Below are 18,888 nucleotides of genomic sequence, written 5' to 3'. Positions count from 1 at the left end.
ATGAGTCTGATTTCCGATTCGATCGTGCCGGTTGCCGCGATCGCCAGCTATGGCCTGACGGGCGCAATGCTGCTCGCGCTGCTCGAACGGCTGGTGCCGGTGGTGCCTTCCTATGCGCTGTTCATCTTCCTCGGCGCCAGCCTTGCGCCTACCCCCGCGGACCTTGTCTGGCTCACCGTCGCGGTCACGCTCGCCTCGTCGTTCGGCGGGCTGTGCTGGTACGGCGCCGGGCGACTGCTGGGCGCGGAGCGGACCGAGGCGCTCGTTCGCCGTTTCGGCCGATATGTCTGGCTCTCCGAGAAGCTCTATCATTCGCTCGGCGAGCGCTATCAGCGCCACTATTTTGCCGCGACCTTCATCGGCCAGGCCGTGCCGGTGGTGCGCATCTATCTATCGCTCCCGGCCGGTATCCTGCGCGTGCCGCTGCCGGGGTTCACGCTCGCAGTGCTGCTCGGCAGCGCGCTATGGGTCGCGGCGTTCCTGCTGCTCGGCTATTGGCTGCACGCGACCGGCTGGAACCCGATCACCGCCACCATCGTGGCCGTGCTCGCGCTTCTGGTGATCGAGACCGCAATCGTCGCCGCATGCCGGGAGATCACCGGGCGCCGCGCCGCCTAGCGCTCGAACTCGACGGGACCGGCTTCGACCGTCACTTCCTCAGCCTCCAGCTCTTCGGCGGAGAATTTCTCGCGGTGCATCGCGAAGCTGCCGGTCACTCCCTCGACGATCCAGCGGCCCGCCACCTCAGTCCCCGCCTCGTCGACCTGGCCGGTATAATGGACTGTATGGTCCCAGCTTCCGTGCCCGTCATATTGCTTGAGGAAGCGCAGCGTCGGCCCGCCGCGTTGCCCGGCTACGCTCGCCCGGCGCAGGTCGGCCTGCCCGGTGTCGTCCGGTTCGGTGATCGTCCCCGTCACCGCGCCGAGCGTCTCTTCCAGCACCGCGATGAAGCTGTTGGCCTGATCCTCGCGATCGGCGACATAGCTTCCGTACCAGATGCCGCTCAGATCGCGCGGATCGCTCATGCGACCGCCAGCTTTGCCAGCGCCGGCACGTCGACAGGACCGGCGCAAAGATAGCCCTGATAATATTGGCAACCTTCCTTGGCGAGCAGATCGAGCTGTGCCTCGGTCTCCACCCCCTCGGCAATCACCGCCAGCCCCAGCGAGCGCGCCATGTCGATGACGCCGCGCACCACCACCCGATCGCGCGGGCTGCCGGTAATGTCCTGGGTCAGCCGCCGGTCGATCTTGAGATAGTCGAGCGGAAGCGCCTTGAGATAGGCGAGGCTCGAATAGCCGGTGCCGAAGTCGTCGATCGCGACGCGGCAGCCGGCGGTGCGGAGCTGCGTCAACAGCCGCGCTGCCTCGCCCAGATCCGCCATGATGCCGCTTTCGGTGATCTCCACCGTCAGCCGCGCGCGCGGGAAACCGCTCGAATCGATCCGGCCGAGCAGATTGTCGACGAAGCCCGGCCGCGCGACATCGGCAGCAGCGACGTTGATCGAAAGCCGCAGGTGCGCGAGCCGTGAGGGCCATTGCGCAGCGCCGGCGAGCGCGCGCCGCTGGACATGATCGCTGAGGGCCGCGTCCAACCCGGCGCGCTCGGCCGCCGCGAACAATGCCTCGGCACCCACTTCTCCGAAGCTCGGATGCTGCCAGCGGGCGAGCGCCTCCGCCCCGACCACGTTGCCCGACGCGAGCTCGACCTGCGGCTGATAGAGCACGCCGATCTCGCTGCGTTCGAGTGCGCGATGCAGATCGGCCACCAGCGCCTCGATGGGCGGGCTTCCATCCTTCGGAGCGGGTGCGTCGCCGAGCAGCAGTTCACCGGCGCGGCGGAGCAGGGCCCCGGCATTGTCCTCTGACCCGCCGATCAGGCTCACCAGCCGGGCTCCCAGCGGAGCGATTTCCCCCGCCGCCACGAACGGCCGCCCCAATGCCTCTTCGATTCGCGTGCGGGCCCGATCTAGCATTGCTTCGCCGACGACCTCGTCGGCAACGAGGAATTCGGATCCGCCGATGCGAGCGACGATGGCGCCGGGGCCGAACGCGTCGCGCGCGACTTCGGCCAGGCGGCGCGAGACTCCGCGCAGCAGTTCGTCGCCCGCGGTCCGGCCATAGGCACGGTTCACCGTCTCGAAGCGCGTGAGCCCGATGATCACCAGGCCGATGCACGCGCCCTCCCCCAGTCGCCGATCGATCCAGCGCCGGGCGCTCGCGGCATCGCGGGCGCCGGTGAGTGCGTCGCGCACCGCGTTGCTCGCGTCCGGCGCCACGCCCAACGCTTCGACGAACGCGTGCACCCGGCCGGTCTCGCGGTCGCGCTGGAGATGCTGCACGACCCGTCCCACTCCCGGCACGTCATGCGCGAACGCAGTCGAATATCGATCGCCTCCAAGCCGCCGGAACGCGGCCGTGGCCAGCTTGCGGTCGCCAGGATCGAGCCGGCGCATCGCGGCGCGCACGCCGGGCGCTTCGCCAAGGCTGAGCAGATTCGCGAGCCCCGGCGTGAGCTGGAGCGAGCGCATCTCGGGATCATAGTGCCAGCCGAGCGGTTCGGGCGGCCCGCTCGCCTGGCCGCTCGCACCCGTCAGCCGTTCGACGTGGCGCTCTGCGAAGCGGATCGCGTGCGCCATCGCCGCGGAGGACATGGGGCTGCTGAGGAAATGCGTGGCGCCGGCCTCGTAAAAGTGGCGCATGTGCACGGTGTCGCTCTGCGAAATGAGGATCAGCAGCGCCCCGCCCTGCGCCTCGATCGTCGCACCCAATGCCTTGGCGGCGTCGATCCCGTCGGTCATCGCGCCACGCGCGTCGATTACGGCCACGCTGGCGCCGCTGGCGAGGAAGCGCTGGTCGAGCCCTTCCGCACGCCGCGCCGCCACCACGCGCCAGCCGCCCCCCGCAGCGGCGGCAGCAACTTCGTCGCGCTGGCGGAACGACAGCACGAACACCGAACTATCGGGAGTTGTGGCAGCGGTATCGACGACCGTGAAATTTTCATCCATCGCGCCTTCGATAGCGGCAACGCTTGCTCGCCGTCCATCGCAAGGGTTGTTTGCCTGCGACGAAGTGCTTACCCCCTGCTCATGGCCTGCGCCCCTGTCATGAACCCCGATCGACTGGTGGACCGTTATGGCCGCGCGATCACCTATCTGCGCATTTCGGTGACCGACCGGTGTGATCTGCGCTGCCGCTATTGCATGGCCGAGCAGATGACCTTCCTGCCCCGCAACGCCTTGCTGAGTCTGGAGGAGATCGCGTTGATCGCCGAGCGCTTCATTGCCCGCGGTGTGCGCAAGATCCGGCTGACGGGCGGCGAACCGCTGGTCCGCCGCGACATGATCGAGCTCGCATACAGGCTTGGCCGGCAGCTCGGGGGCGCGCTCGACGAGCTGACGCTCACCACCAACGGCACACGGCTGGCGGAACATGCCGCGGACCTGTTCGACGCGGGCGTGCGCCGCATCAACGTGAGCCTCGACAGCCGCGATCCCGAGACCTTCCGCTATATCACCCGCCACGGCGAGGTCGGCCGCGTGCTGGGCGGGATTGCCGCCGCCAGGAGCGCGGGCCTCCAGGTCAAGATCAACATGGTCGCGCTCAAGGGTCTCAACGAGGCCGAGATCGCGCCGATGCTCGCCTGGTGCGCGAGCGAAGGCCACGACCTGACGCTCATCGAGACGATGCCGCTCGGCCAGATCGACGAGGATCGCGCCGATCGTTTCCTGCCGCTCCCGGCGGTGCTCGATTCGCTGCGGCAACAGTTCGATCTCGTTCCCGACGATCGCACGACCGGGGGGCCTGCCCGCTATCTGCGCGTCACCGGAACGGACACGCGGCTGGGGCTCATCTCGCCGCTCACCGGTAATTTCTGTGCGACGTGCAACCGGGTGCGACTCTCGACCGACGGCAAGCTCCACATGTGCCTGGGCCACGAGGATGCGGTGGACCTTCGGGCGGCGATCCGCAGCGGGGGGCTCACCGCGGTCGACGCCCTGCTCGACGATGCGATGCGTGCCAAGCCCGAGCGGCACGATTTCCGCATCGAAGCCGGTGCCGCCCCTGCCGTAGCCCGCCACATGAGCGTCACCGGCGGATGACCGCACGCGCGCTCGTGGCATCTCCGACCCCGCCCGCGCAGCTCGCCGCCGAGGAGCTGCGCGGCGCCTATGACTGGGTGCCGATCGCCCAGGCCGAGCAGGTGGTCGCGCTGGGCGGCGACGGGTTCATGCTCCAGACGCTCCATACGATGCTCGAGCGCCGCCGCATCCTGCCGGTGTTCGGGATGAACCTGGGCACCGTCGGCTTCCTGATGAACGACTGGCGGCTCGAACGGCTGGACGAGCGGCTCACGCGCGCGCGGCCGTTCCGCGTCTCGCCGCTGGCGATGGCCGCGGTGACCGTATCGGGCGAACATTGCGTGCTGCCCGCGATCAACGAAGTGTCGCTGCTCCGCGAGACACGCCAGACCGCCAAGCTGGAAGTGACGGTGAACGACCGGATCGTGCTGCCCGAGCTGGTGTGCGACGGTATTCTCGTCGCGACCCCGGCAGGCTCCACCGCCTATAATTTCTCCGCGCAGGGGCCGATCCTGCCGCTCGGCTCGGCGCTGCTGGCGCTCACCCCCATTTCCCCCTTCCGTCCGCGGCGCTGGCGCGGCGCGATCTTGCCTGAAAAGACGCGAATCGGAATTCGCGTGCTCGAAGCCGACAAGCGCCCGGTGAGCGCCGTCGCAGACCAGCGCGAGGTCCGCGAGGTGGCGCATGTTCATGTCGAGATCGACCATATGCGCGACCTCACCCTGCTCTTCGATCCCGAGCATGCGCTCGACGATCGCATTACGATGGAACAATTCCTCGCCTGAGGTGCTTGCATCGGCGGAATCTGCAGCTATAGACGCCCGCCTACGGCTTGTTCCCTGATAGCTCAGCGGTAGAGCTCTCGACTGTTAATCGAGCGGCCGTTGGTTCGAATCCAACTCAGGGAGCCAGCCGGCGATCGCCGGCCCGGGCGATGGCGAGCCCCCGGCGACAGCACAGGCGATCCCCGATAGCTCAGCGGTAGAGCTCTCGACTGTTAATCGAGCGGCCGTTGGTTCGAATCCAACTCGGGGAGCCAGCCGTCTCGGCCGAGAGAGTCGCCTTTCCTGCCGACATATCCGATTTTTGGCACGTGCAACTGCATTGCTGCGCAGATGCTGCCAGTCGACGCTATTGATTGTCACTTGCAGTAAATCAGCCGTAGCGCTACCCGGCCCTCGTTTCGGATCGGGGGTTCGCATGCGTTTGTTGTTGGGTTGCAGCTTGTTCGCAATCGTGTCGGCCGTGGCGACGCCGGCGTTCGCACAGGCATTGCCGGAAAATTCGGCGCCCAGCGATTCCGCGTCGGCTGAAGACGAGAACGCGGACGGCGCTCAAGGTGAAGTCATCGTCACCGCGGCGCGTACCGTACTCCCCCCTTCAGCGCTGCCGCTCACGATCGAGGTGATCGACAACGAGACGCTGACCCAGCAGATGGCGATCGCCGGATCCGTCACCGACGCGGTCGCCAACCTGACTCCGTCCTTCTCGCCGACGCGGCAGAAGCTGTCGGGCGCAGGCGAGACGCTGCGGGGCCGCTCGCCGCTCTATGCGATCAACGGCATTCCCCAGTCGACTCCCTTGCGCGATGGCAGCCGCGACGGCTTCACCATCGACGGCTTCTTCGTCGATCGCGTCGAGCTCATCTATGGCTCGAACGCGCTGCAGGGGATCGGCGGCACGGGCGGTATCGTCAACCAGGTGACCGTCGGTGCCCCAAAGGCCGAGGGACTGTCAGGCCGGGTGCTCGTCCAGGGCACCGCCGACAATGATTTCCATAACGAAGGCTTTGGCGGCAAGGCCGCGGCGCTTGTCCAGTACAAGGCGGGCCGCTTCGATGCGTCGGTGGGCGCCGCCTATGAGGATCGCGGTATATTCTACGATGCAGAGGGGCGCCCGATCGGCATCAATCTCACCCAAGGCGAGACGATGGATTCCAAGGCTGTCTCCCTGTTCGGGCGATTCGGCTACGCGGTCTCGGATACGGCCCGGCTCGACCTGACCCTCTCCCGCTTCGATCTCGACTCCAGGGGCGAATATGTCCCGGTCGCCGGCCATCGCGCGACCGGCCTGCCGACCAGCGCACGCCGCGGCGATCCGCCGCTCCTTCCCGCCGCGAACCTTGCCGAAAGCGCCGCGCTGTCGCTGACCGACACCGACCTGTGGGGCGGCAATTTCGTGAGCCAGGTCTTCATCAGCCGCACGCGCGACACCTTCGGCGCCGACGTGACTCCGCAGCCGAGCCAGCAGGACCCCGCGCTCGCGCCTCTCGGCACGCTGTTCGACCAGACCGAGAACAGCTCACGCAAGATCGGCGCCAAGATCAGCTACGAGCGCGCGATCCCGGGCTTCGAGGCGCTGACCGCCACGATCGGCTTCGACGCGCTGTTCGACCGCACCGAGCAGCGGCTGATCGCAACCGACCGCACCTATGTGCCGCCGACCGACTTCCGCAGCCTCGCGCCGTTCGGCCAGGCCAATTTGAAGCTGTTTGACGGCCTGTTGCGCCTTGCTGGCGGAGTGCGGTGGGAGAATATCCAGATCAAGATCGATGACTATCACACGATCGCCTCGACCACCTTTAACCCCTGCCCTTCCTCCAGACCGTGCGGCCCCTCCACCTATGGCGGCGTCGCCGTGGCCGGCGGCAGCCCGACCTTCAAGGACGCACTGCTCAACGGCGGCGTCATCGTCGAGCCGATCGAAGGCATCCGCGCCTATGCGAGCTATGCCGAGGGCTTCACCGTGCCCGATGTCGGCCGCATCACTCGCGCGATCGGCGAGGCCGGTGTGGACATCGACAACTTCCTCGATATCGAGCCGATCGTCTCGAACAACCGCGAGATCGGCGTCGAGGTGAAGCGCGGCCCGCTCGATGCCAGCGCCACCTATTTCTGGTCGTCGAGCGACAAGGGCCAGCTGCTGATCCAGGGCCTCGATCGCAATTTCGACGTGCAGCGGCTGCGCCTGGAGATCGAGGGTCTCGAGCTCAACCTTCGCGTCGCGATGCCGGTCGAAGGGCTGAAGCTGGGTGTCGGCTATGCCCATATCCAGGGGCGGTTCGACAGCGACGCGAACCGGGGCGCGCCGGACGGGATCGTCGATACCGATCTCGACGGCGTCAATATCTCACCCGATCGCCTGAACCTCTCGGCGAGCTTCAACCGGGGCCGCATCGCGGCGCTGGTGCAGTCGAACTTCTACCTCTCGCGCAGCTTCCACGCCGATGCGGGCAAACCGCAGCCGGATCAGCGCAACAACTTCGGCGGCTACAACGTGACCGACGCGACCATCCGGTACGACACCGGCTTCGGTGGAATCAGCCTCAGCGCCCAGAACCTCCTCAACGCCCAGTATATCGACTATTCGAGCGATACGCGGCTGCCGACCGACAATCTGAGCTATTTCGCCGGGCGCGGGCGGACCTTCACCCTCGGCTGGGATTATCGCTTTTGATCCTGCGCTGGCTCGACCTTCTCCATCGCTGGATGGGCGGCCTGATCGGCCTGGTGCTGGCGGTGCTCGGCCTCACCGGCACGATCCTGCTGCACAAGACCTGGTGGATCCTGCTGCCCCATGCCGACGATGCTCAACGTACCGACCCGGCAACTCTTGCCGCAGCGACCGAACGGCTGCTGACCGCGCACGCGGCAGAGGGGCCGCGGTCGATCATCTACGCCAGCCAGAATTTCGGGCTGCACCGCCTCACCCTCGGAGGCGATGCGGGTCTCTACGCCAGCCAGGATGGCGCCGTCGTCACCCACTGGGCGAGCCAATGGGAACGGCCGGAGCTATGGATCTTCGACCTGCACCATCATCTGTTCAGCGGCGATCTGGGCGAGACCGTCGCCGGCGTCGCGGGACTGGCGGCGCTGTTCTTCGTCATCTCCGGTGCGATCCTGTGGTGGCGCACGCGGAGGACTTTCCGTTGGCGCGTGCTGCCCAAGCGGGTGTCGCGCCCGGCGATCCTCATGCATCACCGCGATATTGGCATTGTCGTCGCCCCGCTGCTGTTCGTGACGGCGTTGACCGGAACCATGATGATATTCCGCCCGGTCGCGGAGGCAGTCGTGGCCCCCTTCTCCCCGTCCGCAAGCCTCAGCGAATCCCTGAAGCCGCCGCGCGTCGTGAGCAGCGGTCCGCTCGCTGCCCGGCCTGACTGGCAGGCAATGTTTGCAGCGGCGCGAGCCCGCTTCCCCGACGCCGAGTTCCGTATCGTGGCATTGCCGCGCCGATCGGGCGATCCGATCAGCCTGAGGATGCGCCGCGCGGCCGAGTGGTTGCCGAACGGACGAACGCTGCTGCTGTTCGACGCCGCGACAGGCGAGCTCCTGTTCGCCCGCGACGCCCTAACGCTGGCGGCTGGACCGCAACTGTTCAACGTCGCCTATCCTGTCCACGCCGGGAAGGTCGGCGGCATCGCCTATCGCCTGGTCCTGACCGTTGTCGGATTGGCGCTGACCCTGCTCGGCACGCTCGCGACCTGGTCTTTCTGGTTCCGCCGTCCAAAAGGCAAGCGCACGGCGCCACCCATGCTCCAGCCGGCTAGGTGACACGTCCCGGGCGCTTCGCTATGCGCCCTCCCCAATGATAAGGTGGCTTCACGACTCGGGACGCGCGCGAGCCATGATGGCCGTGCTGTTCGCGCTCGCCTTATCGGTACGCCTTCTGGTCCCGAGCGGCTTCATGCCGACGCAGACGCCCAATGGAATTGTCGTTTCCCTCTGCGACGGCATGGGCGGCAAGACCATGGTCCTCGAAATTCCATGGTCTGATGAAGACAAGAAGCCGGCGCACCCCGAGCAACCCCAATTCTGCGCCTTCACGGCGCTGGCGAGCCCGGCGATCGACAACGACCCCGTGATCGTTCGTCCACCGATCGCCGGTTCGATCCAGGAGATCGCGCTGCCACCCCCAGCCGCGGTCAGCGTTCCGCGCAGCGATTTCCTCGTTCCTCCCTTGAGGGGACCGCCCGCTCTGGCCTGAGGCCGGAGTCGATTAGCCGCGCGTCCGTTCGGGACGTGCCATCCAATCAATCCTCTCCGGCATCGCCGGCGCCTCGGCGCCCTTGCATCCTGCCGGAGCATTGTCCTTGACTGTCCTATTTGTCGCGTCCCCCGCGGTCCCGCGCGGCACGCTGGCCACACGATCGCCCGATGACCGCGAGCCTTGCCGTTCGATCGGCCGCCGCGTTCGGCATGCCATCCCCCGTCCAGCACGAGGATGGGCATGACCGCACGTACCCGCATCTTGCTGCGCCGCCTCCACCTGTGGCTCGGCCTCAGCGTGGGACTTCTCTTCGTCGTGCTGGGGATCAGCGGTTCCGCGCTGGTCTTCTATGTCGAGATCGACGCGGCGCTCCACCGCGAGGTTCGAAGCGCGGAGGCTTTGCCGCCGCCCGACTGGAACTCCCCCGTCTGGGACCAGGCGCTGGCGACTGCGCGCACCCGATGGACCGATCCTGCGGGGAGATGGTCGTTCGAGGTGACCGGCTCGGGCGGGACTATCCCCGCACGCTATTATCCGCCCTCGCGTCACGGCGGGCATCATGCCGAGCGCACGATGGTGTGGTTCTCCGCCGACGGCTCTCGGATCGTGCGGGCCGAGCCCTGGGGCAGCTATCTGATGAGCTGGCTCTACGAGCTTCATATGCACCTGCTCGCCGGCGAGGCGGGCCGGCAAGTGGTCGGCTGGTCCGGCTTTGCAATGCTCGTCCTTCTGATCACGGGCGTGCTGGCGTGGTGGCCGCGCGGTAGCTGGCGCAAGGCGCTGGCATTCAAGCCGGCCGCGGCCCCGATCCGTAGGCTGCGCGATTTGCACAAGCTGACCGGCCTTTGGAGCGTGCTGCTCCTCTTCGTCCTGGTCGGGGCCGGCGTGTTGCTCGCGCTGCCGAACATCAAGACGCAGCTATTGACCGCTGCGATCGTCGCGCCAGACAAGGTGCCGCAGCCCTTGTCGACCGCCACGAGCGGGAGGCAGATCCCGATCGCCCGGGCACTGGCCTCTGCACATCGCGCCCTGCCCGACGCTCGGCTCGCGTTCATCGACGTTCCCCGAGCCGGCGCCGAGCCGTTCAGGATGCGAGTGCAGGTGCCGGGCGATCCGCACCGACGCTTTCCGAACAGCTTCATCTTCGTCGATCAATATTCGGGCCGCGTGCTGGCCGTGCACGACACGCGGCGCGGCAATAGCTCGACCGCCGTCTCCAAGTGGATCCGCGTGCTCCACGACGGGTCGATCGGCGGCACCGCGACCCGCATCCTCGCGATGATCCTCGGGCTCGTCCCCGCGCTGCTGTTCATCACCGGAATTCTCCATTGGCGGCGGCGCTCCGCCGCGCGCCGCCGCACCCGCATTTCAACAGGGAGACACTCGTGAAAACCTCGATCATCGCTCTCATCGCATGTCTCGCCACGCCAGCCTATGCCCAGGACACGAGCCCGGAACGCCCCGAGCGCGACACCATCGTCGTCACCGGTGAGCGTCAGCTCGAAGCGGAGGCCGGTGTAGCGGGACGGCTCGGCCTTTCGATCCGCGAGACCCCGGCCACGGTGGAGATCGTCACCCAGAAGGATTTTCAGCTACAGGGTGCCCGCACCGCGATCGAAGCGATGAACAGCGCGCCCGGAGTGGCTTCGGGCAATCTGCCCGGCTCGATCGGATCGGTCTCGATGCGTGGTTTTCACCGGGCAGTGAACTATCTCTATGACGGTGTACGCATGGCCAACTCCGATGTCGGCCTGCGCAACTGGGACAGCTGGGCGTTCGAGCGAATCGAGGTCATCAAGGGCCCGGCGTCCGTCACCTCCGGCGAGGGCGCGCTGGCCGGTGCGATCAACTTCGTGCCGCGCCGCCCGAAGCTCGACGGGCTCAGCGGCGAAATGCTGGCGAGCTATGGCAGCTTCGAGACCGCACGCCTGGCAGGCGACATCAACGTGCCGATCGGACGGACGGTCGCCGCGCGCGCCAACGCATCCTGGTCGCGCTCGTCCGGGTGGATCGAAGACGCCGACTCCCGCACCTTCGCGGCATCGGGCTCGCTTCTCATCGAGCCGAGCGACCGCCTGTCGCTGACCTTCTCGGCGGACTATTTCGAGGATGATTTCTCGACGGCCTATTTCGGCACGCCGGTCGTCTCGCGCGAAGTGGCGCAGGACCCGTCTTCGGTGATCTCGGGCAGCGCCGGCCTGGTGCTCGACAAGGCGATGCGGCGCGTCAACTTCGACGTCACCGACGGCGCCGTGAACTCGCAGTCGCTGTGGCTGCGAGCGAGCGGCGAGTATCGGCTTTCGAGCACGGTGACGCTGTTCAGCGACACCAGCTGGTACAGCTCGGACCGCATCTGGCGGGACGCGGACGAATATAGGTTCAACGCCGGCACCGGCCTGATCGATCGTTCCACGTCGCTGATCACCCACGACCACCAATTCTGGAACCAGCGCGTCCACCTTGCCTTCGACGGCAGGATCGGCGGCCTGCACAACCGATTCGCAGCCGGATTCGAAGTAGGCGGGACCGACTTCTTCACCCAGCGCCGCTTCGGTTCGGCTCCGTCGGTCGACCCGTTCAACCCGGTGCGCGGCACCTTTCCCGCCGACACCGCGGCCAACTTCTCGACGCGCCAGGACGTGACGGCCGAGGTACAGCAGCTCGCATTCTTCGCCGAGAACGCCCTCAATCTCACGCCCGAGTGGCTGCTCGTCGGAGGCATCCGCCTCGACGACATCAAGTTCGACCGGCGGGTGGTGACGGTCAACAGCGGTGCGACCCAGACCTATGGCCAGGATTATGACCCGCTCACCTGGCGCGTCGGCACCGTCTACAGCATCACGCCCGACACGCAGCTCTACGGGCAGTACACCCGCGCGGTGACGCCGGTGAGCGCCTTCCTGTTCATGAGTGCCTCGAACGCTGCATACCGGCTTACTACCGGCGAATCCTGGGAGGGCGGGATCAAGGCCTCGCTTGCCGACAACCGGGTGCAGCTAACCGCGTCGCTGTTCGACATACGCCAGGACGATATTCTCACTCGCGATCCCGCTAACCCGGCCGTGGTGTTCCAGCGCGGCGTCCTCCGCTCCACCGGCGGCGAACTGTCGCTCGACTGGGCAGCAACCGACGCGTTGCGCATCACCGCGAGCGGGACTCTGCTCAACGCCGAGTTGGCGAACCTGATCGAGGCGGGCGGCGTCGACCGCTCCGGCAACCGTCCCCCCAATGTACCCGAAAGGCTGGCCGATATCGTCGTCAGCTGGTCGCCAGAGGCGCTGCCGATCACACTCACCGGCAGCGTCCGGCACAATGGCGATTTCTACACCGCGAACGACAATAGCGTGAAAGTGTCAGGGTTCACGACCTTCGACGCGGCGGTTTCGTGGAATGCGCCGTTCGGCACCTTCACGCTGCGGGGCCGCAACCTGACCGATCGATTCTACGCCGACTGGTCGGGCTATGCGTCGGGACTCGTGTTCATCGGCGCGCCGCGCAGCGTCGAGCTGTCGTTCAGCAAGCGGTTCTGAACGCCCGGCTCATGTGCTAGGTCTCGAGCGCCGTTGATCACAGCGCCCGCCCTGAGACTGCGTCCAGCTGCAACCGTCGCGCGGGCACCCCGTCGGCCTCGATATCGATGGTGATGGGACCGGGGGTGGTTCCCGCGCGTACTATTGCAACTGCGCGCCCGTGGAATGTCCGGCGTTCGCCGGACTGGAGGCTCGAGACATCGATCGGGTTGCCGTTGCCCATGCCCGCCAGTGTTCCAGCACCGCTCACCCGGACCCGCACCTTACGGTCGGCATCCTGGGCATAGACGGGCGTGCCGGCGGCATCGAGCAGTTCGACGGTGACGTAGACGAGGCTCTCGCCATCGGCCGGAATCTGCGAGCGGTCTGCCGAAACCGCCACCCGCTCCGGCGCGCCCGCAGTCCGCAACATCCAGCGCCCGGCCTCGCGCCCGTCGCGGTAGCCGACCGCGCGCAGTTCCCCGGACGCGTAAGGCACCTGAAAGATGGCCCTATATTCGCTCTCGCTACCGGTGGTCTTTCGGCCGAGGCTCCGCCCGTTCAGGAAAAGCTCCACTTGCGGGAATTCCGAATAAACCTCGACCTCGAGCGGCTTGCCCTCCTGCCCGGGCCAGGTCCAGCTTGGATGCACATCCGGAAGCGACCAGTCGAGGTGCGGAGGAACGATCGGATAGAGGTGGCGATCGGGCAGGTCCTCGGTTCCCTTCGGCTGCCGCACAAAGGCCGCGATCGGGTCGATTCCGGTCTTCCATAGAATCTGACGATAATAGGCGGCCGGCCGCTTGCGCCCGGTCGCGTCGATCTCGCCGCAATAGGCGAGGTGCCACGGATAGGGGCCGAGCTTCTGCCAATCCTGCGTGTAGCCCATCCAGCCGATGCCGGATTCGCCGAGATAATCGATCGCAGTCCAGACGAAATCGCCAACCACCCAGGGCATGGTCTCGACCGCCTGCCAGTAGGGAAACGCATCCTTCGGCAGCGACTCTGCAGTATACATCGGCGTGTCGGGCAGCTTTGCGTGGTCTTTGGCGAACAGCTCCGCATGATAGTTGTAACCCGCTACGTCGAGCACGGCCGCCTGCGCCGTGCTGAGCGGCTGATCATTGTTGATCGCCTGGGTGACGGGCCGCGTGGGATCGAGCATCCGCACGCGCGCCGCGAGCCGCTTGGCGGTCTCCACGCCCAGCGGCGTTCCGGATTCGGGGATCTCGTTGCCGATGCTCCAGAGCACGATGCTCGGATGATTGCGGCCGCTGATGACGAGGCTGTCGATGTCCTTCTCCCAATCGGTCTGGAAGAAACGGCTGTAATCCTGCGCGCGCTTGCTCTTGTTCCAGCTGTCGAACGCTTCGCTGATGACGAACATGCCGAGCTCGTCCGCCGCGTCGAGCGTCGCCTGGCTCGCGGGATTGTGGGCGCTGCGGATCGCGTTGTAGCCGGCGGCCTTCATCAGAGCGACCTTACGCCGATCGGCATCCGGCGCGCCCGCCGCGCCGATCATGTAATTGTCGTGATGGATGTTGCCGCCGCGCATCTTCACCGGCTTGCCGTTGATGCGCATGCCATTGCGTGCATCGAACGTCACCGTGCGCAAACCGAAGCGGGCGCGCCGCTCGTCGACCTTCACGCCGCCGATGCGCACCTCCTGGACCAGCGCGTAGAGATTGGGCGCCTCCGGCGACCACAGAAGCGGACGCGGAAGCTCCAGGCTCTGCGCCGATTCCATCAGGGCGCCGGGGCCAATCGAACGGCTCTCGCGCGCCTCGGCAACGGTTGCTCCTTGCGCCGACACCACTCGCGACACTAGTTCGATCGTCCGGGCCTTGTCCGAGCGGTTGCTCACCGCCGACTTCACCGAAACCACGCCACGCTCGTCGGTTACGACTGGCGTGGTCACGAAGATGCTGTCCGGATCCAGGTGCACGTGATCGAGAATTTCGAGCAAGACCGGGCGGATGATGCCGGAGCCGGCGTACCAGCGCGAAGACGGATCGGGATGATTCGCACGTACGGCGATGACATTGTCCCCGGCGCGCACCTTGCCGGTCAAATCGACGGAGAATGCAGTATAGCCATAGGCCTGCCGGGCGAGCCGCTCGCCGTTCACCCATATCTCGGCGTCCATGTAGATCACCTCGAAGTTCAGCCGCACGACCTGGGCGGCCTCGGCTGCGGTGAGGTTCAGGTGGCGGCGGTACCAGCCGATGCCGCCGGGCAGATAGCCGGAATCCTGGCCGGCGATCGCCTTGGGATCGAACGGCGGGCTGCCGTCCGGCTTGTCCATGATCGACCAGTCGTGCGGCACGACCACCCTGCGCCAGCCGCTGTCGTCGAAAGTAGGACTTTCGGCGCCCTTGTTCTCGCCCGGTTTGAACAACCAGTCTTGGGACAGGCTTCGCGTTTCCGCCGCGGCCGGCGCCACTGTCGTCGAAATCAACAGGGCGATGAAAGCGCAGGCCAGGCTCAGTAAACGCGACACAATTTTCCCCTGCTTCGTTGGGAGCCCCATCAAACGAGCCCGCGCCCCCTGATCCGGATCACCGGCACGAAGGCACCGGTTTCCGGGCCCGGCAGCGTCAAGCGCAGTGCGTCGGCGTCGCGGCGGAACTGCAGCTCGGGGCCGCCGATCAAGTCGACGCGCTCGATCGCCGCGCCGGGCAGTGCGTTCGAGCCGAGCGAAGCGATGGCGCTTTCGGCCTGCGGCCAATCGAGGAAGATCGCGTAGAGCGCGTCGCCCTTCTTCGTGAACCGCACGTCCCGGGCAGTGTACGGCTTCTGCTTTTCCTCGCCGAAGGCGCCGGCGGGCGGCGGCTGGGTCGGGCCCTCGCCGAACTTGGTCCATGGCCGCGTCCCGAAGATCGCCTCGCCATTGCGCGCGTTCCAGGCGGCGATCTGATCGACGATCGCCTCCTCCTTCTCGTCGATCGTGCCGTCGCCGCGCACCGGAATGCTCAGCAGCAGGTTACCGTTCTTCGAAACGATATCGCTCAGCATCTGAACGACGAGTTTGGCGGGCTTGTAAGCGTTGTCCCGATAGATCCCCCGCGAATAGTGCCAGCTGCCGATGCAGGTGCAGGTCTGCCACGGCTCCGCGCGGATCTCGTTGAGCACGCCGCGTTCGACGTCCTCGATAATGGCGCGGCGCTGGAATCCCTCGAGCTTCTTGCCGAACACGGCGACGTCGAGCTTGCCGCCTCGTGCCAGCGCCTGGTTGTAATAATGCGCAGTGGCATCGAGCCCGGCCTGTTCGAGCGGAAGGCCGGTATTATCGAAATAGATCAGATCGGGCCGGTAATCATCGACGATCTGGTTCTGCCGCAGCAGCCATTTGCGGACGAACTCGGGGTTGGCCGGCGGCACGGTCTCGATCCATTGGCCGTCGCGCTTGTCATGCCATTCAGCCATCGCTTTATTGGTGGTGATTCCTGGCGGTGCGACGAATGAGGGGCCGGTGTAGAGCTCCTGCGGGTCAAGGCCTTCCCAGAACGTGCCCTTGCCGTGGTGCTTCCGCCGCCAATAGGCGTCATAGCGGCGGCCGCGCATCGGCCCTTCCGGATCATAGCCATAGGCGGTCTGGTACCAGTGCCAGGCGTGGGCGGCGTGGTTCGAGATGCCGAACTTCAGATCCGTCTGCCGGACCACCTTCTCCCACCCGCGCAGGATGTCCTTCTTGGGCCCCACCCGAACGCTGTTCCAGCCATGGTGCTTGCTGTCGAACAGGTCGAGATTGTCATGGTGGTTCGCCATCGCAAAGAAGTATCGCGCGCCGGCCTTTGCGTAGCGGCGGACCAGATATTCCGGATCCCATTTCTCCGCCTTCCATTGGCCGATGATATCGAGAAACCCGGTCTGGCTCGGGTGGCCGTAATGCTTCAGATGGTGCTCATAGGCCGTCTCGCCCTTCATCCACGACGGCCGATCGGTCATGTACATCAGGCGGGCGTACCAATCGCCATGCTCGGGCTGGCATTGCGGGCCCCAATGCGCCCAGATCCCGAACTTGGCGTCGCGAAACCATTCCGGCACGTGAAACACCGAGGCAAGCGACTGCCAGTCGCCCCGAACCGGCCCATTCGAAGCCGCTTGCCCGCCACCGGCGGCGCCGCCGAGCACGACAGCCGATCCGGTCAAGAGAACGTCGCGTCTCGTCAGCATGGTCCCTCCGATAAATGATGCATGGAACAGCCTCTCACGGGGCGAAGTCAGCGACAGGTAGCCAGGGATCGAACACCTAGGGCCGTTGCCTAGCCGTCAAGAACCCGTGCATCCCGATCCAATTTGCGAAGGCGTCGAACCAGCCGGTGCTGGTGGTTTCCTTCTTGTACATGCCGAAGCCATGCCCGCCTTGTTCGTAAAGGTGGAACTCGACCGGCCGCTTCGCTGCCCGCCAGCTCTCGATCAGGCCGAACCCGGTGTTCCCGAACAGCGGATCGTCGGCGGCAAGCGCGACGAACATCGGCGGCGCGGCCGCAGGCACCGTCACCGGCGCAAGCGGACCATAGATGTTGGCGATGAATGCCGGCTTCGCGTCCTCCCCAGCGAGCGTAGTCGCCATCGTAAGCATAGCCCCGGCCGAGAAGCCGACCATCCCGATACGGTCGGGATCGACGCGCCATTCCTTCGCTCGCCGACGGATCAGCGCAAATGCCGCCCGCGCATCGGCGATCTGCGGCGCGAGCCCACGGATCGCCGCCTCGGGCGCGGGGCGCGGCGGCCGTGCGGCGCCACTGAACATCTCGCGCATCGACGCTTCGAAACTCGCCATGTCCGCCGGAGTCTGGTTGAGCCGGTATTTGAGCACGAACGCCGCCACGCCCTTGGCAGCAAGTGCCTTGGCCACGTCCCAGCCTTCGTTCTCCATCGACAGCGTCCGGAAGCCGCCCCCCGGGGTGACGACCACTGCCGCGCCGGTCGCCTTCGCCGGGTCGGGGAGAAATGGGGTCAGCGTCGCGACGGTCACGTTGCGCGCGAAGACGCTGCCATATTGGCTGTGCCATGATTCGGAATTGGCGGCGCCCGGCAGCGGGCCGGTGCCCAGTTCGATCGCGGTTGGCTGCGCCGGCGTCGCAATCGGCGTCATCCGGTCGTCCTGTGCGTGCGCCACCGGTGCGAACGCCCAGATCGCGGCAACCGCTGCCGCCGTCAGCCGCGCCCGTGCACGCTTCGTCCATTTGCTGGCCATGCTCATCCCCTCCTTCGTTGTCGTAGCTTGTTCGGCTCCGGCGCGGTCCGGCAGCGGCGGTGTTCAGCGCGGGGGCGGAACAGTCACCCCGGCGTCGGTCTGGACCACCGGCTTCATCGTGCCGTCCGGATTGTACTGGAGATACTCGACGGTGACCGCGCGCCGCCCGATCGCACCGTTGAGGTCGCCGATCGCCAGCGCAGCATTGTGCAGGAACAGATACCAGTTGCCCTTGAACTCGGCGATCCCGGGGTGGATCGTGAAGCTATACTTGCCCGATCCGGTCAGTGCGCCGCGATAAGTCCATGGCCCCTGGATGGAGGGCGCGGTGGAATAGGACACCTTCTCGTCACGGTGTTTCGAGCGGTCGAGCGAGGCATAGGTCAGGTAATAGAGGCCGCCGCGCTTGTGCAGCCATGGCCCCTCCTCGAAATGCGGCGGCGTGATCTCGGTGATCGGGCCGTCGATCTCGATCATGTTGGGCTTGAGCCTGGCGATGTAGCACTGGCGGTTGCCCCAGGCGATCCAGGTCGTCCCGTCGGCATCGGTGAACACGGTGGGATCGATATCCTCCCAGCTGTGCGTTCCCTTGGGGGTCATCTCGTTGGTGATGAGCGCAGAGCCCTTGGCGTCGACGAATGGGCCGGTGGGCGTATCGGATACGGCGACTGCGATCGCCTTCCCGGGGTGCGTGTCGTCGTGCTCGACTGCGGCGTAGAACCAGAACTTGCCGTTCTTCTCGATCGCCTGCGACGCCCAGGCATCCTTCTTCGCCCATTTGAAGTCGGCTACTTTCAGGATCGGACCGTGATCGGTCCAATGCTTCATGTCGGTTGTCGAATAGACGAGCCACTCGCGCATGTTGAACATCTCGTCGCGCTGGGCTTCGTCGTGCCCGACATAGAGGTAGAGCCGGTCGCCGACCACCAGGGGTGCCGGATCAGCGGTGAACTTGTCGCGGAAGAGAGGATTGGCGCCCGGGGCGGTGTTTGGAGCCGTCTGGGCCAAGGCGAAGGCCGGATATGTTAGCGCTACCACAAACAGCGCTGCGAATTTCGCCTGCCTGATGACCTCTCCCATCGCCGCTCTCCGGAATTGTTTGTTCG

General features: G+C 66.3%; 14 protein-coding genes and 2 tRNA genes. 10 read left to right on the top strand and 6 right to left on the bottom strand.

The window, feature by feature from the left end; translation table 11 throughout:
* Complete coding sequence (locus ACMGDH_RS17750; RefSeq protein WP_436829305.1) at positions 1 to 618, top strand: DedA family protein; 618 nt, start codon at positions 1 to 3, stop codon at positions 616 to 618.
* Here the strand turns inward: ACMGDH_RS17750 and ACMGDH_RS17745 are convergent.
* Together ACMGDH_RS17745 and ACMGDH_RS17740 are read right to left on the bottom strand one after the other, a co-directional pair.
* Entirely contained in the window at positions 615 to 1,025 is a 411-nt protein-coding gene (locus ACMGDH_RS17745) for a hypothetical protein (RefSeq protein ID WP_436829304.1), read from the bottom strand. The two genes, ACMGDH_RS17750 and ACMGDH_RS17745, sit on opposite strands and share 4 nt — an antisense overlap.
* Positions 1,022 to 3,007 (bottom strand): putative bifunctional diguanylate cyclase/phosphodiesterase, encoded by a 1,986-nt coding sequence (locus ACMGDH_RS17740; protein WP_436829303.1) that lies wholly within the window; start codon positions 3,005 to 3,007, stop codon positions 1,022 to 1,024. The genes ACMGDH_RS17745 and ACMGDH_RS17740 overlap by 4 nt, the downstream gene beginning before the upstream one ends.
* 81 nt (positions 3,008 to 3,088) lie before the next feature.
* On the opposite strand from ACMGDH_RS17740, the gene moaA reads away from it, so the two are divergent.
* From moaA to ACMGDH_RS17695, 9 genes are all read left to right on the top strand, one after another.
* Complete coding sequence (moaA, locus tag ACMGDH_RS17735; RefSeq protein WP_436829302.1) at positions 3,089 to 4,102, top strand: GTP 3',8-cyclase MoaA; 1,014 nt, start codon at positions 3,089 to 3,091, stop codon at positions 4,100 to 4,102.
* A complete protein-coding gene (locus tag ACMGDH_RS17730; RefSeq protein ID WP_436829301.1) occupies positions 4,099 to 4,866 on the top strand; it encodes an NAD kinase in 768 nt (255 codons plus the stop codon). The genes moaA and ACMGDH_RS17730 overlap by 4 nt, the downstream gene beginning before the upstream one ends.
* Before the next feature lie 51 nt (positions 4,867 to 4,917).
* Positions 4,918 to 4,992, top strand: a tRNA-Asn gene (locus ACMGDH_RS17725).
* A 53-nt stretch (positions 4,993 to 5,045) separates the two neighbouring features.
* Positions 5,046 to 5,120, top strand: a tRNA-Asn gene (locus ACMGDH_RS17720).
* A 161-nt stretch (positions 5,121 to 5,281) separates the two neighbouring features.
* Positions 5,282 to 7,537: a TonB-dependent receptor gene (locus ACMGDH_RS17715; RefSeq protein ID WP_436829300.1), complete on the top strand. Its 2,256-nt coding sequence runs from the start codon at positions 5,282 to 5,284 to the stop codon at positions 7,535 to 7,537.
* A 2-nt stretch (positions 7,538 to 7,539) separates the two neighbouring features.
* Positions 7,540 to 8,634 (top strand): PepSY-associated TM helix domain-containing protein, encoded by a 1,095-nt coding sequence (locus ACMGDH_RS17710; protein WP_436829372.1) that lies wholly within the window; start codon positions 7,540 to 7,542, stop codon positions 8,632 to 8,634.
* 76 nt (positions 8,635 to 8,710) lie between these two features.
* Positions 8,711 to 9,067, top strand: coding sequence for a hypothetical protein (locus tag ACMGDH_RS17705; RefSeq protein ID WP_436829299.1), 357 nt, complete (start codon positions 8,711 to 8,713; stop codon positions 9,065 to 9,067).
* A gap of 243 nt (positions 9,068 to 9,310) precedes the next feature.
* A complete protein-coding gene (locus tag ACMGDH_RS17700; protein ID WP_436829298.1) occupies positions 9,311 to 10,459 on the top strand; it encodes a PepSY-associated TM helix domain-containing protein in 1,149 nt (382 codons plus the stop codon).
* A complete protein-coding gene (locus ACMGDH_RS17695; RefSeq protein ID WP_436829297.1) occupies positions 10,456 to 12,600 on the top strand; it encodes a TonB-dependent receptor in 2,145 nt (714 codons plus the stop codon). The genes ACMGDH_RS17700 and ACMGDH_RS17695 overlap by 4 nt, the downstream gene beginning before the upstream one ends.
* 37 nt (positions 12,601 to 12,637) lie before the next feature.
* Here the strand turns inward: ACMGDH_RS17695 and ACMGDH_RS17690 are convergent, their stop codons facing one another.
* The 4 genes from ACMGDH_RS17690 to ACMGDH_RS17675 form a co-directional block, all read right to left on the bottom strand.
* Positions 12,638 to 15,079 carry a glycoside hydrolase family 2 TIM barrel-domain containing protein gene (locus ACMGDH_RS17690; protein ID WP_436829296.1) on the bottom strand — a complete coding sequence of 814 codons (2,442 nt, stop codon included), beginning with the start codon at positions 15,077 to 15,079 and terminating at the stop codon, positions 12,638 to 12,640.
* Between the two features lie 29 nt (positions 15,080 to 15,108).
* Complete coding sequence (locus tag ACMGDH_RS17685) at positions 15,109 to 16,755, bottom strand: alpha-L-fucosidase (protein ID WP_436829295.1); 1,647 nt, start codon at positions 16,753 to 16,755, stop codon at positions 15,109 to 15,111.
* 76 nt (positions 16,756 to 16,831) lie between these two features.
* Positions 16,832 to 17,782, bottom strand: a complete 951-nt coding sequence (locus ACMGDH_RS17680) for an alpha/beta hydrolase (RefSeq protein ID WP_436829294.1) — start codon at positions 17,780 to 17,782, stop codon at positions 16,832 to 16,834.
* A gap of 63 nt (positions 17,783 to 17,845) precedes the next feature.
* On the bottom strand, positions 17,846 to 18,862 hold the full coding sequence (locus ACMGDH_RS17675; RefSeq protein WP_436829293.1) for a glycoside hydrolase family 43 protein: 1,017 nt from the start codon (positions 18,860 to 18,862) through the stop codon (positions 17,846 to 17,848).
* Positions 18,863 to 18,888: the final 26 nt, after the last annotated feature.

The sequence above is a fragment of the Sphingomonas radicis genome (assembly GCF_051400635.1).
Lineage (GTDB): Bacteria > Pseudomonadota > Alphaproteobacteria > Sphingomonadales > Sphingomonadaceae > Sphingomonas.
Note: the sequence above shows the minus strand (reverse complement) of the source record. Positions and strands in the feature narration are given on the sequence as shown.